25 protein-coding genes and 5 pseudogenes are annotated in these 25,840 nt (G+C 59.5%); 16 read left to right on the top strand and 14 right to left on the bottom strand.

What is annotated here, in order from left to right:
• Window positions 1–264 (top strand): enolase C-terminal domain-like protein (locus ASE60_RS04120; RefSeq protein WP_280137703.1); only part of this gene is annotated, 264 nt, incomplete at its 5' end.
• Window positions 265–350: 86 nt separating this feature from the next.
• Here the strand turns inward: ASE60_RS04120 and ASE60_RS04115 are convergent.
• The gene (locus ASE60_RS04115) at window positions 351–1,274 is read right to left on the bottom strand and encodes a helix-turn-helix domain-containing protein (protein ID WP_057248454.1); all 924 of its coding nucleotides are present in this window, start codon (window positions 1,272–1,274) and stop codon (window positions 351–353) included.
• A 211-nt stretch (window positions 1,275–1,485) separates the two neighbouring features.
• On the opposite strand from ASE60_RS04115, the gene ASE60_RS04110 reads away from it, so the two are divergent.
• From ASE60_RS04110 to ASE60_RS04080, 7 genes and pseudogenes are all read left to right on the top strand, one after another.
• Entirely contained in the window at window positions 1,486–2,367 is an 882-nt protein-coding gene (locus ASE60_RS04110; protein WP_057248453.1) for a sugar ABC transporter permease, read from the top strand.
• Window positions 2,368–2,370: 3 nt separating this feature from the next.
• Complete coding sequence (locus ASE60_RS04105; protein ID WP_057248452.1) at window positions 2,371–3,255, top strand: carbohydrate ABC transporter permease; 885 nt, start codon at window positions 2,371–2,373, stop codon at window positions 3,253–3,255.
• Between the two features lie 2 nt (window positions 3,256–3,257).
• Window positions 3,258–4,352, top strand: coding sequence for a sn-glycerol-3-phosphate ABC transporter ATP-binding protein UgpC (gene ugpC, locus ASE60_RS04100; RefSeq protein WP_057248451.1), 1,095 nt, complete (start codon window positions 3,258–3,260; stop codon window positions 4,350–4,352).
• A gap of 40 nt (window positions 4,353–4,392) precedes the next feature.
• On the top strand, window positions 4,393–5,658 hold the full coding sequence (locus ASE60_RS04095; RefSeq protein ID WP_057248450.1) for an ABC transporter substrate-binding protein: 1,266 nt from the start codon (window positions 4,393–4,395) through the stop codon (window positions 5,656–5,658).
• 68 nt (window positions 5,659–5,726) lie between these two features.
• Window positions 5,727–7,280 carry a glycoside hydrolase family 28 protein gene (locus ASE60_RS04090; RefSeq protein WP_057248449.1) on the top strand — a complete coding sequence of 518 codons (1,554 nt, stop codon included), beginning with the start codon at window positions 5,727–5,729 and terminating at the stop codon, window positions 7,278–7,280.
• Window positions 7,281–7,288: 8 nt separating this feature from the next.
• Window positions 7,289–8,377, top strand: coding sequence for a glycoside hydrolase family 88 protein (locus tag ASE60_RS04085; RefSeq protein WP_057248448.1), 1,089 nt, complete (start codon window positions 7,289–7,291; stop codon window positions 8,375–8,377).
• A 204-nt stretch (window positions 8,378–8,581) separates the two neighbouring features.
• Window positions 8,582–8,944: pseudogene (locus tag ASE60_RS04080) on the top strand (transposase); the annotation flags it as partial.
• A gap of 238 nt (window positions 8,945–9,182) precedes the next feature.
• On the opposite strand, the gene ASE60_RS04075 reads toward ASE60_RS04080, so the two are convergent.
• From ASE60_RS04075 to ASE60_RS04055, 5 genes and pseudogenes are all read right to left on the bottom strand, one after another.
• Window positions 9,183–10,187 carry an NADP-dependent oxidoreductase gene (locus tag ASE60_RS04075; RefSeq protein ID WP_057248447.1) on the bottom strand — a complete coding sequence of 335 codons (1,005 nt, stop codon included), beginning with the start codon at window positions 10,185–10,187 and terminating at the stop codon, window positions 9,183–9,185.
• Between the two features lie 31 nt (window positions 10,188–10,218).
• Window positions 10,219–11,081: pseudogene (locus tag ASE60_RS04070) on the bottom strand (alpha/beta hydrolase).
• 64 nt (window positions 11,082–11,145) lie between these two features.
• Complete coding sequence (locus ASE60_RS04065) at window positions 11,146–11,433, bottom strand: SDR family NAD(P)-dependent oxidoreductase (protein ID WP_057248446.1); 288 nt, start codon at window positions 11,431–11,433, stop codon at window positions 11,146–11,148.
• Between the two features lie 188 nt (window positions 11,434–11,621).
• On the bottom strand, window positions 11,622–12,716 hold the full coding sequence (locus ASE60_RS04060; RefSeq protein WP_057248445.1) for an alkene reductase: 1,095 nt from the start codon (window positions 12,714–12,716) through the stop codon (window positions 11,622–11,624).
• A 55-nt stretch (window positions 12,717–12,771) separates the two neighbouring features.
• Complete coding sequence (locus ASE60_RS04055; protein ID WP_156414570.1) at window positions 12,772–13,560, bottom strand: SDR family oxidoreductase; 789 nt, start codon at window positions 13,558–13,560, stop codon at window positions 12,772–12,774.
• Between the two features lie 111 nt (window positions 13,561–13,671).
• Here ASE60_RS04055 and ASE60_RS04050 point away from each other — a divergent pair, with 111 nt between their 5' ends.
• Window positions 13,672–14,220 (top strand): TetR/AcrR family transcriptional regulator, encoded by a 549-nt coding sequence (locus tag ASE60_RS04050; protein ID WP_057248443.1) that lies wholly within the window; start codon window positions 13,672–13,674, stop codon window positions 14,218–14,220.
• A 239-nt stretch (window positions 14,221–14,459) separates the two neighbouring features.
• Entirely contained in the window at window positions 14,460–14,747 is a 288-nt protein-coding gene (locus ASE60_RS35000) for a hypothetical protein (RefSeq protein WP_057248442.1), read from the top strand.
• Here the strand turns inward: ASE60_RS35000 and ASE60_RS04040 are convergent.
• Genes ASE60_RS04040 through ASE60_RS04030 form a run of 3 tightly spaced genes read right to left on the bottom strand, consistent with a single transcriptional unit; the run spans window position 14,740 to window position 16,537 of the window.
• Window positions 14,740–15,333: an OmpA family protein gene (locus tag ASE60_RS04040; protein WP_057248441.1), complete on the bottom strand. Its 594-nt coding sequence runs from the start codon at window positions 15,331–15,333 to the stop codon at window positions 14,740–14,742. The genes ASE60_RS35000 and ASE60_RS04040 overlap by 8 nt on opposite strands.
• Window positions 15,330–15,833, bottom strand: a complete 504-nt coding sequence (locus ASE60_RS04035) for a hypothetical protein (RefSeq protein WP_244495529.1) — start codon at window positions 15,831–15,833, stop codon at window positions 15,330–15,332. The genes ASE60_RS04040 and ASE60_RS04035 overlap by 4 nt, the downstream gene beginning before the upstream one ends.
• 41 nt (window positions 15,834–15,874) lie before the next feature.
• A complete protein-coding gene (locus ASE60_RS04030) occupies window positions 15,875–16,537 on the bottom strand; it encodes a TetR/AcrR family transcriptional regulator (RefSeq protein WP_162261273.1) in 663 nt (220 codons plus the stop codon).
• Between the two features lie 145 nt (window positions 16,538–16,682).
• Here ASE60_RS04030 and ASE60_RS36010 point away from each other — a divergent pair.
• Window positions 16,683–17,413 (top strand): annotated as a pseudogene (locus ASE60_RS36010) (LysR family transcriptional regulator); the annotation flags it as partial.
• 54 nt (window positions 17,414–17,467) lie between these two features.
• Here ASE60_RS36010 and ASE60_RS04020 read toward each other — a convergent pair.
• The 3 genes and pseudogenes from ASE60_RS04020 to ASE60_RS35460 all read right to left on the bottom strand — a co-directional run bounded on the left by ASE60_RS04020 (window position 17,468) and on the right by ASE60_RS35460 (window position 19,718).
• The gene (locus tag ASE60_RS04020) at window positions 17,468–18,481 is read right to left on the bottom strand and encodes a methyltransferase (protein WP_057248439.1); all 1,014 of its coding nucleotides are present in this window, start codon (window positions 18,479–18,481) and stop codon (window positions 17,468–17,470) included.
• A 153-nt stretch (window positions 18,482–18,634) separates the two neighbouring features.
• Window positions 18,635–18,925, bottom strand: a complete 291-nt coding sequence (locus ASE60_RS04015) for a hypothetical protein (RefSeq protein WP_057248438.1) — start codon at window positions 18,923–18,925, stop codon at window positions 18,635–18,637.
• A gap of 304 nt (window positions 18,926–19,229) precedes the next feature.
• Window positions 19,230–19,718 (bottom strand): annotated as a pseudogene (locus ASE60_RS35460) (HIT family protein).
• Between the two features lie 35 nt (window positions 19,719–19,753).
• Here ASE60_RS35460 and ASE60_RS36005 point away from each other — a divergent pair.
• Window positions 19,754–19,924: pseudogene (locus tag ASE60_RS36005) on the top strand (Rrf2 family transcriptional regulator); the annotation flags it as partial.
• 24 nt (window positions 19,925–19,948) lie between these two features.
• Here ASE60_RS36005 and ASE60_RS04010 read toward each other — a convergent pair.
• A complete protein-coding gene (locus ASE60_RS04010) occupies window positions 19,949–20,860 on the bottom strand; it encodes a LysR family transcriptional regulator (RefSeq protein WP_057248437.1) in 912 nt (303 codons plus the stop codon).
• A gap of 137 nt (window positions 20,861–20,997) precedes the next feature.
• Here ASE60_RS04010 and ASE60_RS04005 point away from each other — a divergent pair, with 137 nt between their 5' ends.
• Window positions 20,998–21,327 (top strand): nuclear transport factor 2 family protein, encoded by a 330-nt coding sequence (locus tag ASE60_RS04005; RefSeq protein ID WP_057248436.1) that lies wholly within the window; start codon window positions 20,998–21,000, stop codon window positions 21,325–21,327.
• Complete coding sequence (locus ASE60_RS04000; RefSeq protein ID WP_057248435.1) at window positions 21,324–22,103, top strand: SDR family oxidoreductase; 780 nt, start codon at window positions 21,324–21,326, stop codon at window positions 22,101–22,103. Before ASE60_RS04005 ends, ASE60_RS04000 begins: the two co-directional genes overlap by 4 nt.
• A gap of 29 nt (window positions 22,104–22,132) precedes the next feature.
• Here the strand turns inward: ASE60_RS04000 and ASE60_RS03995 are convergent, their stop codons facing one another.
• Window positions 22,133–22,600, bottom strand: a complete 468-nt coding sequence (locus ASE60_RS03995) for a MarR family transcriptional regulator (RefSeq protein ID WP_057248434.1) — start codon at window positions 22,598–22,600, stop codon at window positions 22,133–22,135.
• Between the two features lie 144 nt (window positions 22,601–22,744).
• On the opposite strand from ASE60_RS03995, the gene ASE60_RS03990 reads away from it, so the two are divergent.
• Window positions 22,745–23,542, top strand: coding sequence for an alpha/beta hydrolase (locus tag ASE60_RS03990; protein WP_057248433.1), 798 nt, complete (start codon window positions 22,745–22,747; stop codon window positions 23,540–23,542).
• A gap of 214 nt (window positions 23,543–23,756) precedes the next feature.
• Window positions 23,757–25,367 carry a GMC family oxidoreductase gene (locus ASE60_RS03985; RefSeq protein ID WP_162261274.1) on the top strand — a complete coding sequence of 537 codons (1,611 nt, stop codon included), beginning with the start codon at window positions 23,757–23,759 and terminating at the stop codon, window positions 25,365–25,367.
• Window positions 25,368–25,840 lie beyond the last annotated feature (473 nt).

The raw sequence follows: 25,840 nt of genomic DNA, 5'->3' as shown, positions 1-25,840 counted from the left end.
CGCATCGTGCCGCATGTCTGGGGTACCGGCGTGCATCTTGCCGCTGCGCTACAGTTCATGGCGGCGATGACGCCAGATCCGGTGCGGGTAAACCCGATAGAGCCGATCATGGAGTTCGACCGGACGGAGAATCCCTTCCGCCAGGCGGTGCTGAAGACCCCGATCGAAACCGTGAATGGTGTCGTTGCCATCCCGGACGCGCCCGGTCTCGGCATCGAGATCGATCGCGGTGCGCTCTCGGAATTCAAAATATCTCAAGGGTGAGAACAGCGCGGGAGGCCAACGCGCCAACCACGCGCTCCCCCAGCAGGCGGGACGTGCGTTGATCTCAACGGTGCCGACCGCGTCTCCTACTGGTTGGCCGCAAGTCCGTCCGCGAGCGCAAGTGCTTGCTCGGGTTCGTCAAGCTGCATCAAGCCACCATCTCGACTCTGGCGCACCTTGTTCAGGTGATCGCGCGGACTGAGGCCCAAGGTCCGCTTGAACATGCGGGAGAAGTAATAGGGATCGGAATAGCCGACTTCGGTTGCGGCAGCCGCCACGGAAAGACCAGCCTCAAGGAAATGCATGGCGCGCTCCATGCGTTTCAGTTCCTGGTACTTTCGCGGCGTGCGGGTCACTCGCTTCTGGAATTCGCGCAGGAAGTAGTCGCGATTATAGGGCGATGCATCGACCGCTCGTGTCGCAATCTCCGGATCGAGCGGGTTGGCGGAGATCATCGTGGCAGCTTTCATGACAGCAAGGTCGATCGCATCGGCGCCCTCGGGCTGATAAGTGGCGTGGTCCCGCCATCCGATGAATGCGTCCTCGATAAAAGCAATGAGCAGCACCATGAAGAGATGATGCTGACCGAGCGTGACGGAGGAGGGAGGCACACTCTGGCGATAGTGCCGGACCAGCGGTTCGAGAAGCGCCCAGCGCGTGAGGCGCAATTTCGGTTGTAGGTCCATCTGCGCGATAAGGTTATGGCGCCCGTAGATATCGAGCGTAAAGTGCTGCGCAACGCCGAGGTAGGTCTCCCGCCCCTCATTCCATCCGACGAAACGCTGGCCACGCAAAATCAGCATCGCGTCACCCGGCTCCATGATCCGAGGTTCGCCGTCTATCAGGTAATGCCCGCGCCCTTCGAGGCAGATCACAAGGTCATCGACCTCATTGGACTTGTCGATCCGCCAGGTGTGCGAGTGCTCCATGCGGATAGCGGCTCGCGTCAGATTGAGGCTCAGCGCCGTCGGTGGAATCGCAGAGAGAATGCCACCTTCAATTTCGTCCATCTTTTTCCTCGCCTTTGTGAATTCATTCTGCAGGAGAGATGGGTGATTGTCACCGCATAAGCCGCTTGTGCCACCGTATCGTCTGGGAGGAGGGATCGGTTCGTGGCGAAAAAGGGAGAGTCCTGCTTTCGTCCGTGCCGATCCGGGAGCGTAATTTGTACGAAACTGTATCTATAAAGGCAGCATTTCGGTGCCCTCCGGGAGGAGCGGCATGAAAGGACACCGCCTTCTCGGGCTCGGCTATCTGGCGCCCTACGTCATCGGCCTTCTGATTTTCACGGCCATCCCGTTCATCAGCTCGTTCTACCTGAGCTTCACCAGCTACGACCTGATGAGCGAGCCGCGCTGGACGGGGCTCGCCAACTACGAGCGGCTGTTTACCCGTGACCGCACCTTCATCAAGTCGTTGAACGTCACGCTGCTCTACGTGTTCCTGACCGTGCCGTTGAAGCTCGCCTTTGCACTCTTCATCGCCGCGATCCTGAATTACCGGTTGAAATTTATCGGCCTCTTCCGAACGGCGTTCTACGTGCCATCGATCCTTGGAGGGTCGATCGCCATCGCCGTCCTGTGGCGCTACGTATTTGCTTCGGAGGGACTTGCGAACATGATGCTGGCCACGCTGGGGCTTGCCCCGGTCGACTGGTTCGGCGATCCGACCAATGCGCTTTTCACCATCACGCTTCTGCGCTGCTGGCAGTTTGGTTCGGCGATGGTGATCTTCCTGGCAGCACTGCAATCGATCGACAAGTCGCTCTACGAGGCAGCGGCGATCGATGGCGCGGGCAAGGTGCGGACCTTTTTCTGGATCACCCTGCCGCTGCTGACTCCCGTGATTTTTTTCAACCTCATCATGCAGATGGTGCAGGCGTTCCAGGAGTTCAACGGCCCCTACATCATCACTCAGGGCGGTCCTCTGAAGGCCACATACCTGCTGCCGCTCTACATCTATGACGAGGCGTTCAAGAAGTTCAACATGGGTTATGCCTCGTCCATAGCCTGGGTGCTCTTTGCCATCATTACCGTGCTGACCCTCGTCGCCTTCTGGTCTTCGAAGAAGTGGGTCTTCTACGCCGGCGACAAGAGGAACTGAGCCATGGTCGATCTTCAAACGTTCAACGGCCACCAGGCCGTACGCAGGGCAAGGCTTCGCCTGCTGTCGGCGACAGTTCGCTACGTGCTGCTCTTTTCAGTCGGTTTCGTCATGCTTTATCCGCTGATCTGGCTGGTCGGCGCGAGTTTCAAGACCAACTCGGAGATTTTCGCCGGCGCTGGCTTCCTGCCAGACAACCCGACCGCCGACGGCTACATCAAAGGCTGGCAGACTTCGACGCCCTATACCTTCGGCCGGTTCTTCTGGAATTCGTTCCTGATCATCCTGCCGAAGGTGATCGGTACGGCGATCTCCTGCACCATGGCGGCCTACGCTTTCGCGCGGTTCGATTTCCCGTTCAAGAAGATCCTCTTCGCTTCGGTGATCGCGATCCTGCTCTTGCCGAATGTCGTGACGCGCATCCCGCAATACATCCTGTTCCGCGATCTCGGCTGGCTCGACAGTTTCCTGCCGCTATGGGTGCCCTCAGCCTTTGCCGGCGATGCCTTCTTCGTCTTCATGCTGGTGCAGTTCCTGCGCTCTTTGCCGGCAGACATGGAAGAGGCGGCGCGCGTCGATGGCGCAAACAGTCTCCAGACGCTCGTCTACATCGTCGTTCCGATGCTGGCGCCGGCGCTGATCTCCGTCTGCCTGTTCCAGTTCATGTGGACGATGAACGATTTCCTCGGGCCGCTGATCTATCTGTCCTCGGTCGACAAATATCCCGTGAGCCTCGCGCTCAAACTCTCCATCGACACCACAGAAGCCTTCGAATGGAACCGCATTCTCGCAATGTCGGTGCTGACGATCACACCGGCTTTGGTCGTGTTCTTCGCTGCGCAACGGTATTTCATTGAAGGGATCTCCTCCGGGGGAGTCAAAGGCTGACCATGGCAAAGGTTCAACTGAAAAACCTCGAAAAGATCTATGGCGGCGCGTTCAAGGCCGTCCACGGCATCAATCTCGACATCGAGGATGGCGAGTTCATGGTCTTCGTCGGCCCCTCCGGCTGCGCCAAGTCGACCACCTTGCGCATGGTCGCGGGGCTCGAGGAGATCTCGGGCGGCGAGATCGTGATCGGCGACCAGCGCGTCAACGATCTGCCGCCCGGCAAGCGCTCGATCGCCATGGTGTTCCAGAACTACGCGCTCTATCCGCACATGAAGGTGCGCGGCAACCTCGCATTCGGGCTGAAGATTGCCGGCAAGCCGAAGGCAGAGATCGACGCAGCTATCAAGCACGTCGCCAGGATCCTCGAGATTGAGCCGCTGCTCGACCGGTTGCCGAAGCAGCTCTCCGGCGGTCAGGCGCAGCGCGTGGCGCTCGGGCGCGCGCTCATCAAGAAGCCGGGCGTCTTCCTTTTCGATGAACCGCTCTCCAATCTCGATGCCAAGCTGCGGGCCTCGATGCGGGTGCGCATCACCGATCTGCACAGACAGCTGAAGGCCGAAGGCCTGTCTTCGACGGTGATCTACGTGACCCACGACCAGACGGAAGCCATGACCATGGGAGACCGGATCTGCGTCATGCAGGCTGGCCGAATCATGCAGGTGGCAACACCCAAGGAGCTCTACAATCGACCGGCAAACCTGTTTGTCGCCGGTTTCATCGGAAGCCCCGAGATGAACCTTGTCGATGCGACGCTTCAAGGTGGCGAACTCCAGATCGGAGGCCAGCGGCTGGCGCTTGGCGCCCATCTCGAGCGCAGGCTTTCGGCGAGACCTGCTGAGGCCGTGCTCGGCATGCGCCCGCAACATCTTTCGCTCGTCGCCGATGGGCCGGGTCTGTCTGCAAGGCTCAGCAATGCAGAGTTCATGGGGCACGAAGTCTACCTGCATGCCGACCTTGATGGCCGCAAGCTGGTGAGCGTCGTGGGCGCCGCCGAGTTCGAGGCACTTGGCCAATCGGACGTGATCCGCCTGCGCCCGGATCCTGATCACCTGCATGTTTTCGACAAGACCGATGGCCGCAACGTCTCGCTGTGAGGAGGCAGCGTTCGGCCCCATTCCAAGGAGGAGAAATTCGATGAGAACGAAAAGAATGATCGCAGCACTGGCCACTGTCGCCTATGGCGCTCTGGCCTTTGGCACGACGGCGCACGCCGCCGAACTGCGTATGGCCTGGTGGGGCGGCGAGAGCCGCCACGTCGCCACCCAGAAGGCGATCGCCGCCTGTGGCGAAAAATACGGCCACACGGTCAAAGGCGAGTTCACCGGCTTTGACGGTTACCTTGAAAAGCTGACGACCCAGATGGCCGGCAAGACCGAAGCCGATATCATTCAGGTCAACTGGCCGTGGTTGCCGTTGTTCTCGAAGAATGGCGACGGTTTTGCCAATCTGCGCAAGCTCAAAGCGATCGATCTTTCCAACTGGAGTGAGGCGGATCTGTCGGCCGGTTCGATGAACGGCGTGCTGCAGGGGCTTTCGGTTTCGACGACGGGCCGCGTCTTCTTTTTCAACGCCACGACCTTCGAAAAGGCAGGCGTCGCCATTCCGAAAAGCTGGGACGAATTCTTTGCGGCAACGGCGACCATCAAGGAGAAGCTCGGCAAGGACTACTACACCTTCAATGCCGTCAAGGAGACGGCGCAACTCCTGACGACCCTGGCTGTCGTCCAGAAGACCGGGAAGGATCTGGTCGATCCCGCGACCAATCGCGTTGCCTGGACACCGGAGGAGCTTACGGAGGGCATATCGTTCCTGGGTAAGCTGGTCGAGACCGGGGCGATCAGGTCGCAGAAGGAAGAAGCAGCCGATGGCAACGTCAATCTGTTCGAAAAGCCCGCCTGGGCCGACGGCAAGATTGCCGGCTCCTACGAATGGGATTCGACCTATTCGAAATATTCAGACCCGTTGAAGGACGGTCAGGTCTTGAAGCCCGTGGCAATGCTGAAGCTTCCGAATGCGGTGACGGAAGGCGTCTATCGCAAGCCCTCCATGGTCTTCTCGATCTCAAAGAACTCCAAAGACCCCGATGCGGCAGCGCAGATCGTCAATTGCCTGCTGAACGAACCGGAGGGCATCGATGCTCTAGGCACCTCGCGCGGCTTGCCGGCGTCGAAGGCCGCCGCTGCCCGCCTCGGTGACAAGGGCGAGCCGGAAGTGCGCGCAGCAAACGCTATCGTCGTTGCCGCAAGCGGTCCGGCCGTCTCGCCTTTCAACGAGCATCCGGAGGTGCGCGCAGCCTTCATCGATACGCTGGAGGAGTACGCCTATGGCCAGCTGAAGGCGGATGAGGCAGCCGCACAGATCATCGATACGGTGAACGACGTGCTTGCCGAGTTCGATTGATCGTCAGATGTCCCGCCACGGTTTCCGCGGCGGGTCCACTCTACCGGAAAAGCCAAGAGAACGAGACCATGATCCGACCGTCCATCATCGCGCTGTCAGCGCGAACGGCAGCGCTTTGCCTGCCTAAAGCCGGAGCGCTTTATCGCCTGCCTGAGCCGGCGTCCTGGCGGCTTTCGGCGCTGACTGGCGACGACGACGTGCGGGACGGCGCGGCGACGACGGTCGTGAGGCTTTTTCATGACCTTCGCCCCCTTTGTCGTTATCGGCTCGAAGTCGACGGGTTCCAGCCGCTCGAGTTCGAAACGGCAGCCTGCGCCGGTCTGATCGATCCAACCGCGTTCGGTCTTGTCCCCGGCATCCGTCACGACGATCTCGAGGGTGCCCGCACCAACGCTGCCGCTCTGGCGGATGCTGTCGTCGCCGTGCCGGCCGGCGGCACGCTGCGCCTGCCCGAGGGAGACTGGACGGCCTTTCCTGTCCGGCTCAAGGGCGGCATGACCCTCAACCTTTCCAAGGGAGCGATCCTTAGGGCACCTTCAGGTCGCACGGGTTGGCCCATCCTCGACGCATGCGACGCGGAAGGCAAAATGCTTGGAAGTTGGGAGGGACTACCCTCCGCCTGTTTTTCCGCTCCAATACATGCCATCGCCGCTGAAAGCCTGGTGATCGAGGGCGAGGGCACGCTCGACGGATCCGGAGACCTGGGTGATTGGTGGAGCTGGCCGAAGGAAACCCGTAACGGCGCTCGCCGCCCGCGCGGCCTTCACCTCGTTTCCTGTGCCGATGTGAAGCTGCTCGGTTTTACCATCCGCAACGCGCCATCCTGGACGATCCATCCGCAGGGCTGCAGCCGGCTGATTGCCGCAGGCCTCACTGTGGCCGCCCCACCCGACAGCCCGAACACCGATGGATTCAATCCCGAAAGCTGCCGCGACGTCACGATCGCCGGCGTGCGATTTTCCGTGGGGGACGACTGCATCGCAGTCAAGGCGGGAAAGCGCGGGCCAAATGGCGAAGACGATCACCTTACCGAAACTCGCGGCATCCGTGTCACCCATTGCCTGATGGAGCGCGGCCACGGCGGCCTCGTTATTGGCTCGGAAATGTCCGGCGGCGTGCACGATGTCGCCATCGAGGATTGCGAGATGATCGGCACCGATCGCGGCTTGCGTCTGAAGACAAGGCGCGGTCGCGGCGGCTCGATCACGAACATTGCCATGCGGCGAGTTCTCATGGATGGCGTCGAGACGGCGCTATCGGCCAACGCCCATTATCATTGCGACGCGGACGGCCACGACGAGTGGGTGCAATCGCGCCGGCCGGCTGCTACCGGCCCGGGAACCCCAATCATCGATGGCGTCACCGTTGAGGACGTCGAAATCCGCAAGCTCGCGCACGCGGCAGGGGCATTTCTCGGGCTGCCGGAAGCACCGATCCGCAACATCAGAGTTCGCCGGTTGAAGATCGCGTCCTATCGCGGCGACGCGACCGCTACGCCTCCGATCATGGCTGACCGGGTGCGACCGATGCGGCACGAGACGATCGTCGCCGAGTGCGCCGACGTCGACTGCGATGAACCTGCGCTCTTGAGCAAAGCCTCGATTTCCGTTTCCCTTGAATGAGATATCCGATGGACCCGACCACCTATTTCGACCAGTTCGCGCAACGCTACATCCCGTACAAGGGCGGGAGCTGGTGCTACGAGGACGGCTGCATCTATCGCGGTCTTCGGCTGCTTTTCGAGGCGACAGGCGAGGGGCGCTGGAGCGAGCACCTGCACCGGCTCGTCGATCGCCAGGTCGGTTCTGACGGCACACTCCTCGGGTACGATCCTGCCGAGTACAATATCGACCACATTCTCGCTGGACGCGTCCTGTTCCCATTGGCCGCAGAAACAGGCGATCGTCGCTACAGGACAGCGGCGGACCAACTTGCAGGCCAACTTGAAACCCATCCGCGCATACTTGCGGGCAACTATTGGCACAAGCAGCGCTACCCTAACCAGGTTTGGCTCGACGGGCTCTATATGGGTCTCCCGTTTCAGATCGAATACGCACTTGCGACCGACAATCCGGCTCTGATTGCCGATGCGCTTCAGCAGTTCGCGACAGCACTTGCGCTCACCGCGACCGCCAAGGGCCTCTACGTGCACGGCTATGATGACAGCCGGAAGCAAAGTTGGGCCGACCCGATTACAGGCAGGTCGCCGGCGGTCTGGGCCCGGGCCGTCGGCTGGCTGGCAATGGCACTGGTTGATGCGCTGGCGCTTCTACCCAACGACAGGGCGACCGCAGCGCTACGTTTGAGGACCAGCCTGCTGCTTGACGAATTGATGGCACGCCAGACGCCGTCCGGCCTCTGGACGCAAGTCCTCGATGAGGCCGATCTGGCGGGCAATTATGAGGAAAGCTCTGCCTCTGCCATGTTTGCCTACGCATTGCTGCGGTCCGCCCGTTTAGGTCTTTCTCAGGCTGATCGAGCCATCTTGGCCGGCCAGCGCGCCCTCAATGCACTGATTTCGAGGCGCCTTGTCGTTGATAGCGAGGGTGTCACTCGACTGACAACAATTGTCGGTGTCGCTGGCCTCGGCGGCTTCGAAGGCAACTATCGTGACGGCTCGCCCGGCTACTACCTCTCGGAGCAAGTGGTGGCCGATGACGCCAAGGGCGTCGGACCTCTGATGATGGCCTTTGCCGAGAGTGCGAGGCGCTGTGGTTAAGCCGCACGCGAGGCGGCGAACTGCCTATGTCATCGGTTGCTCCGCCGGGGCCGCGCAGACGGCAATGTTCTTATTTTATCCTACCAGATGGTGTAACGGGCGAAACCTGGTCCGCCAGGTTTGAAGGACGGGTGGTCGTCCCTCACGATGATGGTGTCGCAGAGTCGGGAGTGGCCTGCTCCATAGCATCACGGAGAGACGACCATGAAAGAGTATGCCGGCATCGACGTATCCCTGGAATTCTCGAGCGTGTGCGTGGTGGATGCGGATGGCCGCATCGTGCGGGAAGCAAAGATCCTCAGCGAACCGGATGCGCTGATCGCCTGGTTTGGCACGCACGGCGTGGCGATGGAGCGCATTGGTCTGGAGGCCGGCCCGTTGTCGCAGTGGCTGCATGCCGGGATGGTGAAAGCAGGTCTTTCCGTCGAGCTGATCGAGACGCGTCACGTGCGTGCAGCCTTTAAGACGATGCCGGTCAAGACCGACAAGAAGGACGCCCGCGGCATTGCGCAGTTGATGCGGCTTGGCTGGTTCAGACCGGTCCATTGCAAATCTCGTAGGACTCTTTGAAATCGGTACCTCCTGCCAAATCGCCTCGATAACCTCCATGGGATTCAGAAGGTGGTCATCCCAGACCAGTATGTTCACCTTTTGCCCATGTTCGTCGTATTTGATGAACTGAACCACTGGGGCAGTTGTCAACTGCGCTCGTAGAAACTTGTTGTCTCACACAAATATGCCGAGATTGGTGAGAAGAGGCCCCTGCGCCACAGCGAAATCCCATAACCGGCAGCAGGCCATAGACCTACCTCTTGAAGGTGACCACGACCTTTCCCTTGGCGCGTCCGGTCTCGACATAGGCCAAGGCCTGCGCCGTTTGGGCAAAGGGAACCACCTTGTCCACGACCGAACGGATCACACCGGAGTCGATCAGCTTGGCGATCTGGGCCAACTGCTGTCCTTCTGCGCGCATGAACAGGAAGGAATACTCGACGCCTCGGCTTTTCGCCTTCTTCAGAACGCCCCGGCTCAGCATCCGCACTACAAAGCGCAGGAACAGGCTCAGCCCCAGAGATCTAGCAAAGGGAACATCCGGAGGGCCGGAGATTGAGATCATCTTTCCACCCGGTTTCAGCACGTTCAGCGACTTTGCCAGCGTCTTGGCATCCTGGCTGTTCAGCACCAGATCATAGCCGGACAGCACCTGTTCGAAATCCTGCGTCTTGTAGTCGATCACCACATCAGCGCCGAGGCTTTTGACCAGGTCAATATTCGCCGCACTGGTCGTGGTGGCCACAGTGGCGCCAAGATGCTTGGCAAGCTGGATGGCAAAGGTCCCAACCCCGCCGGAACCGGCCTGAATGAACACTTTCTGGCCGGGCTTGACCTTGCCCACCTCGACCAACGCCTGCCAGGCGGTCAGTCCGACCAGCGGGATCGATGCGGCTTGCTCCATGGAAAGGCTCGCAGGTTTCAGCGCCACGTCGGCGGCATCAACCGCAATGAACTCTGCAAATGTGCCAGCCCGGTGATCGCGCGGACGGGCGTAAACCTCATCCCCCGCTTTGAATTGCCGCACATTCACGCCGACGCTTACAACCGTTCCCGCCAGATCGTGGCCTAGAATGAAGGGCGGACGATACGGCAGGAACAGCTTGAATTCGCCGTCCCGCACCTTAGAATCCAGAAGGTTGATCGCGGTGGCCTGAATACGCACCAGAACATCGTCCGCGCCCATCCGGGGATCGGGCATGTCGGCCAGCCGCAACGCGCCCTTCTTCTTGTATTTGTCGACGACGAAGGCTTTCACGGGCTTTCTCCAGTGTGAAACTTTTGTCAGGTCAGGCAGCCAAAAAAGCCAAGGCTTTCGGTGCAAACTTAGCGTGGTATTGGAAGATCCCGCCGTGGCCAGCGTCTTCGTAGATCACCAGTTCAGCATCTGGAATGCGCCGGGCCATGTCGCGACTGTTGAATGTGGGCACCATGATGTCATTATCGCCATTGGCCACAAGAACAGGAATACGGATCCGGCCCAGATCCTGCGGCGCCTGGCGGCCCCAGGCCTGAATAGCGGAAAGCTGGCGCAGGAAGGCACGGGGTGTCGGACCTTTGTCGCGATCCAGCTTGCGCTCTTTCAGACGCGCCAAAAAGTCATTGGCTGCGCGGCGACCATTGGGGGTCGAGGTGAAGAACAGATAGGTTTTCGGGTCGCGCAGCGTTAGCATGCCCTTGATGATCAGTGGCCAAGGCACTGCCCCCACCCTTGCAATTCCGGTTCCACCGGCCGGGCCAGTGCCGGTCAAGATCAGCTTGCGTACCAGACCGGGGCTTTCAGTGCGATATCCTGTGCGACGAAGCCGCCCAGCGAAAAGCCCATCAGATCAACCGTGCCAAATCCCAGCTTGCCGATCATGTCCATCGCGTCGCGGGCCATTTCATCTATGGTCACCGGAGCCGATCCGCTGGAAAGGCCGATCCCCCGATAGTCTACCGCGATCACGTGATGTGCGGCTGCCAGCGCGTCGACAATTCGCGGGTCGAAATTGTCCAGCACCGCTCCCCAGTGATTTAGCAACACCAGTGGGACCCCGCCGCGCGGACCAAGCTCCCGATAGGCAAATCGGATTTTCCCGACGGTGATGAAGCGGTTGGGGGCGTCGCTGTAGCGCTGTGCTGATGTCGTCGCTTTGGATGCGTTTATCATGGTGGTCCTGCCTTGCCCGCGAGCGAGCCGATGATTGGAGCTTGCGATCTTGCGGCTACGATTCTTACGGCGGCGCAGGCCAAGGTGCCGCGGCTCCGCTACCCCTCAGGCTGTCGATACGGCCAAGTTCTTGATGTGCCAGCGCCACAGCAGCCGAGACGGACGTCTCAGACGTCACATCACAAGCGATCATCCGGATGCCTTCGCGTATCTCGTCCGGCGCCGCCTTCCGGCTAGTGCCAATCATTCGGTAGCCTGCCCGGGCCAGCAATAAAGCGGCCGCCCTGCCAATGCCACTGGACGCCCCGGTCACAAACGCGGTCTTATGTCCTTTTGATTCAAACGTAGCCATAGCTTTTTCTCTATCTGGCTCGCGAAATCTTGCCGCAAGCCTTAAGGTTGTCGGAGCTTAATCATGATGGCCATCATGATATATTTTAGATGACGTACATCATCATTAATCTCAAGCAGGATATCCGGGAGATGAAGCCAAAACCCCTGGTACGCTCGGGGTCGCACCGAAGTACGGCCCCAAGCCTTTCACTTTCCTGATGCCTCGGCGAAGCTGGGATAATCGGTATAGCCCGCCGCGCCACCGCCATAGAGCGTGGCCGGAATCATCTGCGCCAGCGGCGCGCCGCTTTGCAGACGTTCCACGAGATCCGGATTGGCGATGAACGGGCGTCCGAAGGCGAACAGATCCGCCTTGTCATTGGCAAGATGCGACGTCGCGAGTTCGAGGTCATATCCATTGTTGGCGATGTAAGTCTTGCTGAAGCGGCGGCGTAGCGAGCCAAAATCAAATGGTGCGACGTCGCGTGGTCCGCCGGTGGCGCCTTCGACGACGTGGATGTAAGCGATGTTAAGCGCGTCGAGTTGATCGACGATGTAGTCGAACTGAGCCTGGGGATCACTGCACGAAATGCCATTGGCGGGCGAGACCGGCGAGATCCGGATTCCTGTGCGCGCAGCGCCGATTTCCTCGACGACTGCAGCCGTGACTTCCAGCATGAGGCGGGCGCGGTTTTCTACGGAGCCGCCATATTTGTCTGTCCGAACATTCGAGCCGTCTTTGGCGAACTGGTCGAGTAGATAGCCATTAGCGCCGTGAACCTCGACACCATCGAAACCGGCCTTGATGGCGTTGGCTGCTGCCTGACGGAAATCGGTCACGATTCCAGCGAGTTCATCGAGCTCAAGGGCACGGGGTTGCGAAACGTCGACGAAGGCATTGTTGACGAAGGTCTTGGTGTCTGCCCGAAGTGCCGAGGGCGCGACCGGTTGAGCACCGTTGGGCTGAAGGTCGACGTGGCTGATGCGGCCGACATGCCAGAGCTGAAGAAGGATGTGCCCACCCTCCTCGTGTACGGCAGCAGTGACTTTGCGCCAACCGTCGATCTGCGCCTGGGTATAGACGCCGGGTGTGTCCTGGTAGCCCTGCCCCTGCTGCGAGATCTGGGTAGCCTCGGAAATGATCAGCCCGGCAGAAGCGCGCTGGCGGTAATACTCTGCGGTAATGTCCCCCGGCACAAAGCCCGGACCGGCGCGGTTGCGTGTCAGGGGCGCCATGACGATCCGATTGGAAAGGGTCATGGAGCCGAGAGCGTAGGGCTCGAAAAGCGTGTTGTTGGTCATGATCTACCTATGGTGTCACCGCTGCAGCGGTATTGATCAGTTGAATGCGTAGGATTCAGGTGCGCGTACGGTAACGTTCGGCAGGAAGTGCGTTGCCGAAATTGGCGAACATGGTCTTGCGCGCGGCTTCAAAGGCCTCCCACTGACCGGCTTCGTGAAGCGGCGGGATGGTCAGCGGCTCGCGACGGTCGAAACCGACCAGCGCCGCATCGACCAGGTCGCCCACCTCCATGACATTGTTCATGGCGTTGACGTCGGCGCCGACGTGCTCCCAAATCTCGGTTCGGGTCGTGGCGGGAAGCACCGCCTGGACGTAAACGCCCTTCGGTCCAAGTTCGAGGCCGAGCCCCTGAGACAGGAATAGGGCGAAGGCCTTGGTCGCGCCGTAAACCGTCATCCCGAACTCCGGCGCCAAACCCACCACTGAACCGATATTGACGATCGCCCCCTCACCGGCATTGGCAAGCCGCGGGGCAATGGCGCCGGCAAGGCGAACAAGTGCCGTCGTATTGAGCGCAACGAGTCTGGTCGTGTCGTCGGTGCTCTGCTCGACGAAGGTTCCACCGATGGCCGTTCCGGCATTGTTGACGAGGATGCCGATGCGAGCATCGTCGCGCAGCCGTGTCTCGACCTTGGCCAGATCAGTGGTTTGCGTCAGGTCAGCCTGGAGGATGTCGACCGTCACACCGGTTTCCTGACGCAGACGGCTTGCCACCGCCTCCATTCGCGCTGCGTCGCGGGCGACCAGCACGAGGTCGTGCCCTCGCCGCGCAAACCGATCGGCATAGATTGCGCCAATGCCGGTCGAGGCGCCGGTAATGAGAACTGCAGGAATTTGGCTCATCGGATTGCTCTTTTCTGTAATCGAACCTATATTCATGATCACCATCATGATTGCCAATAAATATGATGGCCATCATGTAAATGTCAACGACGGCTTCGGAGAATTTTGAAAATGAAGGTCAGCCGAGAACAGATGGCGGAGAACCGACGCCGGATCCTGGACGTCGCCAGCCGGTTGTTTAAGGACAAGGGGTTCGATGCCGTGAGCGTAGCGGAAGTCATGAAGGCAGCCGGCCTGACCCATGGCGGCTTCTATGGCCATTTCAACTCGAAGGACGACCTTGTCGCGCAGACGCTTGCGCATTCCCTTGCTGCGGATAGCGCAGGAGACGGCGACTTCAGCGCCTTCGTCCGCTCCTATCTGGCACCTCGTCACCGTGACAATCCGGCCAATGGCTGCCCCACCGCAGGTCTGGCCGCAGCCATTCGCCACCAGACACCTGCAGCGCAGGCCGCCATGACAGAGGGTCTTCGCACGCAGATCGCCCGTATCGAGAAGGCACTGCCGGAGCGGGGTTCGGACGACAAGCGCCGCGCAGCGATCGGAAGCTGGGCAGCAATGGTGGGGGCAGTCATCCTCGCGCGGGCAATCGATGATCACGAGCTTTCCGACGAGATCCTGGAGCAGACGCGCGCCTGGATCGATACCCGTGTCAGCTAGATCGCGAGGAACAGAGTGTGCGGACCAAGAGCACCTAGCTCCGCCCAGTCAACGATTGGCTCTCTAGAGCCTTGAAAGAATCTGGACCGACGACCCGTCAAATCAATGTTTCGCTCTCTGACAGACCATCCTAGGCAAAGTGGGAACTTAACCTAGTGGAAACGATGGATTTTGGAGTAGCAGACCGTCTCCTTTCAGGAAGTGTGAGAACTCGACCCAACGGCGGAAATGGGGGCGCAATGCTGTTCACAGACTTAAGCGTGGACGTCGCCTTAGGGGCTTGTTGCTGTGATGTTCACGTATGGGAGATCCTAACTGAAGTGCAACATGCCGGTTTTCAGGGTAGGGGTTCAGCCTCCCTCTTGCAAATGTGCCCGAAACACTTCGGCCGGCGTTCTGTAGTTGAGGCACTTTCTCGGCTGGTCGTTGAGATGGCGAGCAAGCTGGATGAGGTTGCGTTGATCGCGGCGGATCCTACAAGTTTTCACCGCGACGTGGCCAGTGATGGTCGTCATGACATCATTTGATGTCCTGAAACACGAACTCGACGCGTCGGTTCAATGCGCGTCCTTCCGGATTGTCCAGCCCATCTCCATCCTCGTTGGGTGCAACGGGATGGTCGGCTCCCACGCCGGCGACCGCCAGCCTTGTCTTGCCGACACCGTGGGCCTCCAGCCACGCTGCTACCGCTTTGGCCCTACGCTCGGAGAGAACCTGGTTGTAGGCGACTGTCCCTTTGGAATCCGTATGCCCCTCGACTAAGGTTCTGCCGCCCGGCGTGGAAGCGATGAGGCGCGCGATCTCCTGCAATGTCGGCTCGGCGGCGGGTCTTATATCTGTCGCGTCAAAATCGAATAGCACGTCACCCAACATCGAAACCCTGATGGCCTTGCCTTCCCGTCGTGCCGTCAGGCCGTTGCGGTTGGAGACGAGGCTATCGACTCTGGCCAACAGTGCTGAAACCGAGCCCTTTGTTTCGGACCCGAGGCCCTTCAAGCTCAGGACGGTCGCCTTGAGGCCTCTAACTTCACGCTGGTAATTCGACGCATGAGCGTTCACGTGTCCGACCGACACAATGATCGCAAGGCCGACTATTGTCACAAACCTGCTCATTGCTGTTTGTCCGCAATAGGAATTGCATCGATCGTCTCTACACCGCGAATAGTCAAAGATACTTCCGTAATGTCTTTCGGCGGCGCAGGAAACCGTCCGTACCAGGTCCCGGACACCGGGGAATCCTTTGTGTTTCGAATGGAAAGCTGCGGGCTTGCCAGCGGTGTATCCTGGCTATCTCTCAGTAGGAGATATTTCTTGTCACCCGCAAGGACATAGAAGTTGTTCTCATAGTCTTGATCGGAAATTTGGGCGTAGATAGATTCCATCTTATCCGGCACGATCGGGGCAAAACGAATCTTGATCGTAAGGATATCACCGTCGCGAATAGCGTCGGTGACTTGCGCTTCCGCAGCACCGCTATCGGTTATCCCGGTTGCCAATGGCGGTTTGGATGTAGCCAATGCCTGCGATTGAGCTGTGTTGACGGCGCCAACCCCACCGATCGCCAAAGCGAAGCAAGTGACGGCGATACGCAAACCGGATTTATTTAAACGCATGCGCAATTCCCTCCTTTCAGAAATCATGGGTGTGAATGAGGCTATGGATGGATCATGATCGGGCTTACGGAGACGGTTCCTTCCCGGTCACACATCTCTGCTTCCAGAACGGAAAAAAGCATTTCTTTTTGCCGTTCTAGGAACTGAGCATCTGGCGCGATTACGTTGTAAAATACACTTCCGCGCAGGGTGGAAAGCGTGAAATGCATGAGGTCGGAGCGCCTGCGTTTATCTGGAATCAGAGCCTTGAAGACCGTGCTCCAAAGCCTCTCGAGGGTCGCCTGCGACTGGATCCTGTGCTGCATGAGTAATGCATGGAGATGCACGTCCGCGCGCGTTCCCATCACAATTTCCCATATCGCCATATAGCGACGACCGGCATAAATGTCGCGCAGCAACTCAATGAAAGTCTTCCAATCAGACTCGGCGTTGTTGTCATTCGCGAATATCTCGAGCTGCGCGCGGACTGCCTCGAACTGATAATCGACGAGTGCAAGAATGAGGTCTTCCCGAGACGGAAAATGATGTTGTAGTGCACCAGAAGTCAGACCGGCTCTGCGTGTGATCTCGCCGGTTGTCGTGCGTGCATAGCCAAGCTCGATCAGCGCCGACATCATCCCCTCGAGCAGATCCGCCCTGGTTTTCTCGCGCCGCTCTTGCTGTGTTCTGCCTTGGGCGCGCACCGGCTTTGGGGCCACTTGCATGTCCGTCTCCTCTCCATATGCAACATAAAACATCATATCAATGATGTTTTATGTTGCAACCATTTTCGGCCGCCACAAGGTGGCGGCTTGATCGTGGAGGCAACAAGGCAGGTTTTCGAACGGGCACAGCCATCAGCCCTCCGGAGTGCCGCAGGAGAACTTCAACGATCTGGTCGCTTTCGTAGCGGTCGCGCGCGAGGAAAGCTTTACGCGGGCGGCAGTGAAGCTCGGAGTTTCGCAGTCCGCGCTCAGCCAGACAGTCCGGGGGCTTGAGGAACGCGCTTGGCCTGCGTCTGCTGACGCGAACGACGCGCCGCGTAGCGCCGACGGTTGCGGGCGAACGTCTTCTCCAGACGGCGGGTCCGCGCTTTGAGGAAATCCAGGCGGAGCTTGCGGCGCTCAGCGAGATGCGTGACAAGCCCGCGGGGACGGTCAGGATCACGACGGGCGAGCACGCCGCGATCTCGGTCCTTACACCTGCTCTCGAGAAGTTTCTGCCCGACAATCCCGATGTAACGTCGAGATCACCGTCGACTACGGCCTGACCGGCATCGTTGCCGAGCGCTACGATGCGGGGGCCGACTCGGCGAGCAACTCGCCAAGGACATGATCGCGGTCAAGATCGGACGCGAGATGCGCATGGCTGTCGTCGACGCTCCGTCCTCTTTCCGCCAGCACCCTTGGCCGGAAGTCCCGGAGAACCTCACGGCCCACAACTGCATCCAGATCCGCATGCCGACCTACGGCAATATCCTGGCGTGGGAATTCGAAAAGGATGGGGTCGAGGGGAAGATGGTGTTCAACAACATCGCAATGCGTCTCGATGCGGTGAGACGCGGTCTCGGTCTTGCGCACATGCCCGATGACCTTGTGGCGATTGCGGTGTCAGCGCAAGGCAACCGATCTTGCGCCCCGGGTCTCGTTCTCCGCTCAGTCGGGCTTGAAGCCGATCACCATCGAGTCCGGCCCCAGCAACGGCTCGACGCGTGTGGACACGAAACCGGCGTCGCGCATCCAGGCCTGGCAGTCGGCGCCAGTGTAGTCGAAACCTCCACGGGTCTCGATCAGCATGTTCAGGCTCATCAGCAGGCCGAAGGCGTTGCTGCGGCGCTCGTCGTCGATGACAGCGTCGTAGACGATGACGGCCCCGCCTTTGGGCAGCGCGGCGAAGGCCTTTTCCAGCAGCATCCTCTTTTCGGCTAGATCCCAGTCATGCAGGATATGCCCCATCACGATCACATCCGCATTCGGCATCGGGCCGTCGAAGAAGTTGCCGCTTTGGAAGCGGACGCGGTCAGCGAGGCCCTGCCGGGCGATGAACTCGTCGAATATCGGCTGCACGGCGGGCAGGTCGAAGCCGATAGCCTGGAGATGCGGATGGGCTCGCGCAATCACCACCGGCACCATGCCCTGCGCCGCGCCCACATCGGCGAAGGTCGTATATTTCGACCAGTCGAACCTGGCGGCGATCGCCTGCGCCGCACCTGCGCTGATCCCGCTCATCGCTTCGAGGAACCCGCGCAGCCGTGCCGGCTCCGCATAGATCGCGGCGAAGAAGTCCTCGCTGTGCTTGGCTTCGTTCTGCGGCTCTCCGGAGTGCAGGGCTTCGGTCAGCGAGCCCCAGAAACCGTAGAGCCGGGCATTGGCCATTTCGAGGATGCCGCCGATATAGGACGGCTTCCCCTTGTCGAGGAAGAGGTCGGTATCCGAGGCATTGCGATAGCGGCCATCCTCGCGTTCGAGCAGCTTCAGGGCCACCAGGGTGTCGAGGAAGTCGCGGGCCGAGCGGGGATGCAGTTTCAGCCTGGCCTGCAGGTCCGGCAGGTCGGCCGGTCCGGCTGCGAGCTCGGTGAAGACGCCGAGCTCGACGGCGCTGAGCAAGGCTTTGGAGGCCCAAAACCCCATACCGAGCTGCATGATGTTGTCCGGCGTCGTTGCGCCCATCGCTCGTCTCCTCGTGGATCGGGTCGTCGAACTGCGCCTGGCATTGGTGCGGAAACCGAAGCGGTCCGGCGGCGCTGCGAAGCCGAGGACGTTCCGTCTCGTCGAGGACACCCTGCCAGGAAAATAGAGCGTTTCGCGATGGGCTGCAATTAATCAAGAATCACTAGCTAAGCCCACCCGAAAAGCGAGGTGAGTGATCTCAGGTGGTAGGCGGAATTGCTCGCGCAGTGTTGTGCTGATGATTTCCTCGGTCCCGCCCGCAAGCCGCTTGCGCCGGGTTTCGGTGGTGCGGGGCAGTAACGTCGTGATCGTCCGCTCGACGCGATACCGGCCGAGCAGATTGTAAACCTGGCGGGTGGACAGGCGCAGCTCGGCCGCCGCTCGAGCAACGGCAGGCTGTCGTGGACCGAAGTGGTCGAGGATCTTGTCTAGCTCGCGCGCCATGCGTCGCGCCGTCGACCATTGCTCATCCGAAATCGCTCGAGCAGCCGGTGAGGTTCGATTGTGCAATCGCTTTGGCAAAGTAGGCGTTTCGCTGAAATCGTTAGCGGAAAATTAGGTCGCGTCTATCGGCTAAAGCTTACTAGCATATGACATTTTGCCGTTTGAAGTGACGAAGTAAAACCCACATTTGGCGGCAGTGCCGATTTTGTATCCGACCACATGGCAATGTGGCTCCGATCGGAGGCACCACGGGGTCGGTTTCGGTAGGGGGGCGAAATGAAATTGGTCGAGCGTTGGATGACTGCTAGGAAAATTGGATTGTCCGACGCAAGAGCTCAGTAGCTTCGGCAACAGAGGCCCCTTGATCGGCGGGGGAGCAGCTCGTTCGCAGAACTCGCGCCAGACGAATAGCGTCAGTTCCGCGCCGTCAGTAGGGGTCTCTCCCGGCCCTTCCGCGAAAGTTTCTAGTAGCCGGTATCGGTCATCCTTCCAGAATAGCTCCTCAACCCACCCGTATATTGGGATGACATGGAAATGGATGGGGTACTCCGGCGCATGCCCGTAGCGGCCGATGTAAACCCGTTAATACACGCTTCAATGCATCTTGGACCTTTGCGAACAGCAAGCCAAGTGAGCATAACGCTTCGCTGGGGAGGTCGCTCAGGTCGTTGGTGAAAGTCTTCGAACTTATCATAAGGTAGCCGGGGAGCGACGAATTGATACGGTGGTTCACAGACCAACCTGTTGTCTCGCCAATGTGATACTGCTCTGGGACGTCGCGATTTTCAGGCATGCCTTTAGCCTGTCCGTCTTGCGAACGACACCCCGATGAGGCTCACCAAATATACCGACTACGCAATGCGATTGATGATCTATTTGGGATCACGGCCATCGGGGCTTAGCTCGATCCGGGAGATATCGGACACGTTCTCTGTCTCGCAAAACCATATGATGAAGGTTGTTCAGGACCTTGCGAACGCTGAGTTCCTGGAGTCCGTGCGCGGTCGTCGACGAGACGTTGATTTATGCACCGGGCGATTGCCCATTCGCAAATTCGCGCGCAGCCTGAATGAACGCACTAAAGGCGGCCGGCGGGTTCTTTCTGCCAGGGTAATACAGCGCGAGCGGTGCCAAGGAAGGGGTCCAATCCTCGAGAACGCGCACCAGTCGACCGGCCGCAATGTCATCGCGCACATCCGCCTCCATGACGTATCCGAGCCCAACTCCATTTTGAGCCGCTATCCTGACAAGGCTTGACTCGTCGAGGGTTATTGAGCCCTGCACATCGATCTGGACAGCGTTCCCGTCCTTTTCAAATTTCCACCGAAACAAGGCGTTGTTGGGCAGACGCGCACGGATGCAGCGAAACCGATATAGGTCGGTTGGTACGGTTGGACTGCCATGAGTGCGCAGGAAGTCTGGTGATGCGACAACGGCATTACTGCGCTTCAAACCAAGCGAGACGGCGATCATGTCGCTCGGCACCAGATCGGCTGGCCTCAGGCCTAGGTCGAAGCCCGCCGCAACGATGTCGACGATCCGTCCCTCCGTGACCAGATCGATATGCACCTGAGGATAGCGCTGCATGAACGACAAGATGAGCGGTTCGATCACCTCCCGGGCTGCTGTCGCGAAGGCATTGATGCGCAATGTGCCTGTCGGAGTTTCCTGAAGCGATTGGACCGTAAGCATAGCATCGTGGATGTCCGTGATCGCCGGCCCAACCCGCTCGACAAAGGTCCTCCCCGCATCGGTGAGCGAAACACTTCGCGTCGTACGGTTGAACAGGCGAACGCCCAGGCGCTGCTCAAGCTTTGCGATGGCATTGCTAAGTGCTGTCGTGGACATGCCAAGCTCGAGCGCGGCTGCCCGAAACGACCCGAGGCGAGCAATGCTTAAAACGGCGTCCAGGTCGGCGAGTACAGATCGCGTCATTATCCCTCTTTTCGTAATTCCTCATCCTTCTTTATCCTAGTTATCGTGTCAACCATCTTGCCCTAGGTTGTCCTTGTCGACCTCCAAAGGGGGCGAGGCCCCTAGCCGGCAAGGCTGGAAATTGATGGAGGACCAAAATGACAATCAAACTACCCAAGGGCATCGAAGCCTATTTCGACGCCGACCGGGACGGCAGCCCCGACGCTATTGCTGCCACCTTCACCGAAAACGGCATCGTGAAGGATAAGGGCAAGACCCACAGGGGCCGTGATGCCATTCGCAAGTGGATGGCAGAGGCTTCGCAGGAATACAGCTACACGGTAGCGCCCTTCTTCATCGCCACTGAAAACGGGAAAACCCAGGTGACGGCCCATGCGGTCGGCACGTTCCCAGGCAGCCCGATCGATCTGCGCTTCTTCTTCGTCCTCGTGGGCTACAAGGTCGCCGAACTGGAGATCACCGTATGACCCCGTTCCTCACCTTGCAGGGGCGTCGCGCCCTGATCACCGGCGGCACTTCGGGCGCCGGAGCCGCAACCGTGGCCCTCTTCAAGGAGCTTGGCGCCCGTGTGCTGACCACCGCACGCACCAAGCCGGCAGATTTCTCCGGTGCGGCATTCGTTGAAGCCGACCTGACCACCACGACGGGGGTACAAACCGTCGTTGACGCGGTGCATCGGGAGCTCGGCGGCCTCGATATTCTTGTGAACGTACTGGGCGGCTCGTCAGCTCCATCAGGCGGCTTTGCTGCGCTCATCGACGAGGAATGGGACAAGGAGTTCAACCTCAACTTCTTTCCGGCGGTCAGGCTCGATCGTGCTCTGATCCCTGGCATGGTCGCTCAGGGAAGTGGTGTCGTCATCCACGTCACCTCGATCCAGAGAAATCTTCCGCTACCGGAGGCGACGACCGGCTACGCTTCAGCCAAGGCGGCCCTCAACACCTACAGCAAGAGCATCTCCAAAGAGGTCTCTCCGAAGGGAGTACGGGTGGTGCGGGTTTCTCCCGGCTGGATCGCAAGCCCGGGGTCCAATGGTCTGGCCCTGCGCATAGCTGAGCAAGCCGGTATCAGCTACGATGACGCGGTGCAGGTCATCATGAACTCGCTCGGCGGCATACCGCTGGGACGACCGGCCGCGCCGGAGGAGGTCGCTGATCTGATCGCGTTCCTTGCCTCGGATCGAGCAACGTCGATTACGGGAACAGAGCATGTGATCGACGGTGGGACTGTTCCGACCGCTTGAGCATCTAGGCCCTCTACCGCCATTGCAGGTCAGGCGGGTGCGTCCCACCCGCCGATCTGGGAGTAAATCGCGTCACGAAGATACCGCACGTCGCGGTTCAAGGCAGCGAGTTGCGGTGGTGTTTGGGTCGAGGCTGCAAGCAGGGTATCGCTGAGGCAGCCTGCCCTGTGCTGCAAGGCACGACCCTGGTCTGTCAGCCCAACCAGTACCTGCCGTTCGTTGTTCAGGTTGCGTGTCCGACTTAAGTGTCCGGCTGTTTCAAGACGCTTTAAAAGCGGGGTGAGCGTGCTGGATTCCAGAGCAAGTCGGTCGGCAATTGAAACTACGGTCTGCTCGTCTTGAGCCCAGAGGACGTTCAGGACGAGATATTGGGGATATGTCAGCCCAAGTTCGTCGAGAAAGGGCTTGTATGCGCGCTGAATAGCAATGCCGGCGGTGTAGATCGCATAGCAAAGTTGGTCGGGCAGAGGCGGGGGATCGTTATAGCGTTGGGTCATTTTGAACTCCTGTACTCATTCATATAATCGAAAATATCACGAAAACCAATATCGCGATAAGAATCATGTTGACGCGCATCTCAAGATATGAAAGCTGAGAGATATCGCGATAACAATTATCGCATACAGCCAAAGGAGAGATCAATGACACGCAAGTCCATCACCACCGTTTCCGCAATCGCAGCTGCAGCCTCAATGTCGGTTGCGCTACCAGCGGCGAATGCCGCCGACACCATTCCCAAAGATCAATCCGTAAGAAACGTCGTTCTGGTTCACGGCGCGTTTGCGGACGGTTCCGGCTGGAAGGGCGTTTACGACAATCTGACGAAACGCGGTTATCGCGTCACCATCGTGCAAAACCCTCTGACGTCGCTTGCAGACGATGTTGCCGCCACCAGACGTGCGCTTGAGCGGCAAGATGGTCCTGTCATTCTCGTCGGACATTCCTGGGGCGGAACCGTCATCACGGAAGCTGGCATCTATCCGAAGGTTGCGGGCCTCGTCTATGTCTCCGCTCTCTCCCCAGATGTCGGCGAGACATCGGCTCAGCAATACGAAGGATTCGCTCCAGCAGCGGAGTTCGTCATCGAGACGACAAAGGATGGTTTCGGCTATGTCAGCCCGGCAAAGTTTAAGGCTGGGTTCGCTCATGATGTAAGCGATGCCGATGTTGCGTTCATGAGGGACGCACAGGTCCCGATCAACATGTCGGCGTTCGCCACGAAGCTCGAGAATGCAGCTTGGCGCACTAAGCCCAGCTGGGCTGTTATTGCCACCGAGGACAAGGCCTTCGATCAGGCCATGCTGATCCACATGGCTGAGCGCATCAATGCCAAAATCACCAAGGTGTCGGCAAGCCACGCGCTGTTCATGACGCAGCCGGCGGTCATCGCCGATACCATCGATCAGGCCGCCAAGACCGCGTCGGCAAAAAAGCAATGATCGCCTTTGCGTCATCGGGACAGTCCGTACGGTCCCGATGACGCTAAGCAGGGCCTACCGAACACGCGTCCCAGCGACAAAGCGAGAAACCTAGTAGGACGCCAGATCTTGACCGAGATTTAAAGCATCCCTCCTCGGCCGGCGTCTCAGCACTTCGTAAATTCTAATTAAATCCATTCACGGAGATAACCACGTGAAACTGCACCCCCATGACATGCCCTTACCGGCAAATCCGTCCTTTCCACAGAAGCCGGCCGGTGACGTCTTCGACTTCATCGTCTGTGGTGCTGGGTCCAGCGGCTCGGTTGTCGCAGCGCGACTGGCAGAGGATGGAAACGCGAGCGTTCTGCTGCTAGAGGCCGGCGGAAATGATGTACCCGAGACCGTTACGAACCCTGCGCAGTGGCCGCTCAACCTCGGATCAAGCCGGGACTGGGGCTTTGTCGGACAACCGGCACCTGGTCTCGATGGCCGACGACTTCCTCTCAGCATGGGCAAAGGACTTGGCGGCGGTTCGAGCATCAACGTCATGGTGTGGGCGAGGGGACATAAGGAAGATTGGAATCACTTCGCCGCAGAGGCAAGTGATGATGCGTGGGGGTATGAGTCGATCCTCCGCTACTATCGTCGGATAGAAAACTGGCAAGGCACTCCCGACCCGACGCGTCGCGGAGCAGGTGGGCCAGCATATGTGTCGCAGCCTCGGTCTCCACAGCCAGTGGCGGAGGCCCTATTAAACGCGGCGTCAGCCATGGGCGTTCCGGTCTTCGATTCAACGAACGGCGAGATGATGGAAGCCCCCGGAGGCGCATCGATCGCTGAACTCCGCATCCGGGATGGCAAGCGGGAAACCGTGTTTGAATCCTATGTTCGTCCGCTGCTGTCGCGCCCGAACCTGACGGTGATAACCGAAGCGCTTGTTACGCGTCTTGTCTTCGATGGTCAGCGGGTAAGAGGGGTGGAAGCTCTGGTCGATGGTCGGCCGCGTAAGTTCATGGCGCATTGCGAAACGGTGCTGTCACTGGGGGCGATCAACACACCAAAGGTCCTTATGCAGTCCGGTATCGGCCCGGAAGACGAGCTGCAATCTCATGGGATCCCCGTCGTGCAACACTTGCCAGGCGTTGGTCGCAATCATCAGGATCATCTGGCATTCGGCTGCACCTGGGCCTACCGGAAACCGGAAGCAATCGGCGGTAGTGGCTGCGAGGCGAACATCTACTGGAAAAGCGACGCGCGTCTGTCCCAGCCAGACATCCTCCAGTGCCAATTAGAGTTTGCGGTTCCTTCGCCGCCAGACACAGGCCTCGAAACCCCAGAGCACGGCTGGACGATGTTCAACGGTCTTGCACAGCCTAAAAGCCGCGGTCGGCTGCGGCTCTCTGGTCCCGATGTAAACGATCCCGTCCTGATCGAACCGAACTCACTTAGTGAGCCGGAAGACATGGTAGCCGCGTTGGCCGCAGTGGAATTATGCCGCGAACTCGGAAATAGCGATGGCTTCCAACCGTTGGTGAGTCGCGAAACCGCTCCAGGTCCGCGCGACAGATCAGGCATGATCGATTTTATCCGGCGCTCGGCCGTTACCTATTGGCATCAATCTTGCACCGCCAAGATGGGACGCGACACCATGTCGGTGGTCGATAATGAGCTCAAGGTCTATGGTATCGATGGCCTGCGCATCGCGGACTCATCGATCATGCCGCGGATCACTACCGGCAACACGATGGCGCCGTGCGTTGTCATCGGAGAGCGCGCGGCGGATTTAATCCGGGCGGCACATGGTTTGACCATTCACAGCAAACCCGTCGCTCAGTCCGTCTGATTTCAATAAAGAGGAGCTCGGCGCTTCGCTACGCGGATCGCCGAGTTTCACAGTATCAGCCTATAGTTTCGGCTCGCAAACGCTCCCCATTCCCGCTTTATTCACGCGCAGTGAACAGGTCGACGGTTCATATCCTTTCAAGGCGTAGGATAGAGACATCCGGACCGGGCGGCATGTTGCCGGCTTCGCGTTGTAGGAGCGGATGCTGGCCAGTATGATCCGAGCGTCTCAATTGGAGCCGTGAGCGGACCGTCCGCTGCCAGGCCACCACCACGAAAAGCGGACATCAGCGTTCTTACCGCCAGGGTCCGGGTTGGGGCACACAGCAGACCGTCTGGTTCTGGATAGCGACGCAGGGAAAACGAACATGCTGAACACGTTTCGACCTATCACGTGCGGTTGGAATCTGGTCCGGTGCGCCAATCTCCAACGGTCCACTACAAAACCTGGGATCCGGGACACTGCGATGGACA

This window comes from Ensifer sp. Root278 (assembly GCF_001429285.1).
Lineage (GTDB): Bacteria > Pseudomonadota > Alphaproteobacteria > Rhizobiales > Rhizobiaceae > Ensifer.
This window is presented reverse-complemented; position numbering and strand designations above follow the sequence as displayed.

Coding starts and splice junctions, on each gene's coding strand:
- ASE60_RS35000 (WP_057248442.1), top strand. CDS start 14,460: ATGCTGTTCACAGACTTAAGCGTGGACGTCGCCTTAGGGGCTTGTTGC.
- ASE60_RS04055 (WP_156414570.1), bottom strand. CDS start 13,560: ATGAGCCAAATTCCTGCAGTTCTCATTACCGGCGCCTCGACCGGCATT.
- ASE60_RS04050 (WP_057248443.1), top strand. CDS start 13,672: ATGAAGGTCAGCCGAGAACAGATGGCGGAGAACCGACGCCGGATCCTG.
- ASE60_RS03985 (WP_162261274.1), top strand. CDS start 23,757: ATGCCCTTACCGGCAAATCCGTCCTTTCCACAGAAGCCGGCCGGTGAC.
- ASE60_RS04015 (WP_057248438.1), bottom strand. CDS start 18,925: ATGGCGCGCGAGCTAGACAAGATCCTCGACCACTTCGGTCCACGACAG.
- ASE60_RS04020 (WP_057248439.1), bottom strand. CDS start 18,481: ATGGGCGCAACGACGCCGGACAACATCATGCAGCTCGGTATGGGGTTT.
- ASE60_RS04095 (WP_057248450.1), top strand. CDS start 4,393: ATGAGAACGAAAAGAATGATCGCAGCACTGGCCACTGTCGCCTATGGC.
- ASE60_RS04000 (WP_057248435.1), top strand. CDS start 21,324: ATGACCCCGTTCCTCACCTTGCAGGGGCGTCGCGCCCTGATCACCGGC.
- ASE60_RS04085 (WP_057248448.1), top strand. CDS start 7,289: ATGGACCCGACCACCTATTTCGACCAGTTCGCGCAACGCTACATCCCG.
- ASE60_RS04030 (WP_162261273.1), bottom strand. CDS start 16,537: ATGCAAGTGGCCCCAAAGCCGGTGCGCGCCCAAGGCAGAACACAGCAA.
- ASE60_RS04115 (WP_057248454.1), bottom strand. CDS start 1,274: ATGGACGAAATTGAAGGTGGCATTCTCTCTGCGATTCCACCGACGGCG.
- ASE60_RS04040 (WP_057248441.1), bottom strand. CDS start 15,333: ATGAGCAGGTTTGTGACAATAGTCGGCCTTGCGATCATTGTGTCGGTC.
- ASE60_RS04060 (WP_057248445.1), bottom strand. CDS start 12,716: ATGACCAACAACACGCTTTTCGAGCCCTACGCTCTCGGCTCCATGACC.
- ASE60_RS04110 (WP_057248453.1), top strand. CDS start 1,486: ATGAAAGGACACCGCCTTCTCGGGCTCGGCTATCTGGCGCCCTACGTC.
- ASE60_RS04065 (WP_057248446.1), bottom strand. CDS start 11,433: ATGGCTACGTTTGAATCAAAAGGACATAAGACCGCGTTTGTGACCGGG.
- ASE60_RS04005 (WP_057248436.1), top strand. CDS start 20,998: ATGACAATCAAACTACCCAAGGGCATCGAAGCCTATTTCGACGCCGAC.
- ASE60_RS04010 (WP_057248437.1), bottom strand. CDS start 20,860: ATGACGCGATCTGTACTCGCCGACCTGGACGCCGTTTTAAGCATTGCT.
- ASE60_RS04035 (WP_244495529.1), bottom strand. CDS start 15,833: ATGCGTTTAAATAAATCCGGTTTGCGTATCGCCGTCACTTGCTTCGCT.
- ASE60_RS03990 (WP_057248433.1), top strand. CDS start 22,745: ATGACACGCAAGTCCATCACCACCGTTTCCGCAATCGCAGCTGCAGCC.
- ASE60_RS03995 (WP_057248434.1), bottom strand. CDS start 22,600: ATGACCCAACGCTATAACGATCCCCCGCCTCTGCCCGACCAACTTTGC.
- ugpC (WP_057248451.1), top strand. CDS start 3,258: ATGGCAAAGGTTCAACTGAAAAACCTCGAAAAGATCTATGGCGGCGCG.
- ASE60_RS04105 (WP_057248452.1), top strand. CDS start 2,371: ATGGTCGATCTTCAAACGTTCAACGGCCACCAGGCCGTACGCAGGGCA.
- ASE60_RS04090 (WP_057248449.1), top strand. CDS start 5,727: ATGATCCGACCGTCCATCATCGCGCTGTCAGCGCGAACGGCAGCGCTT.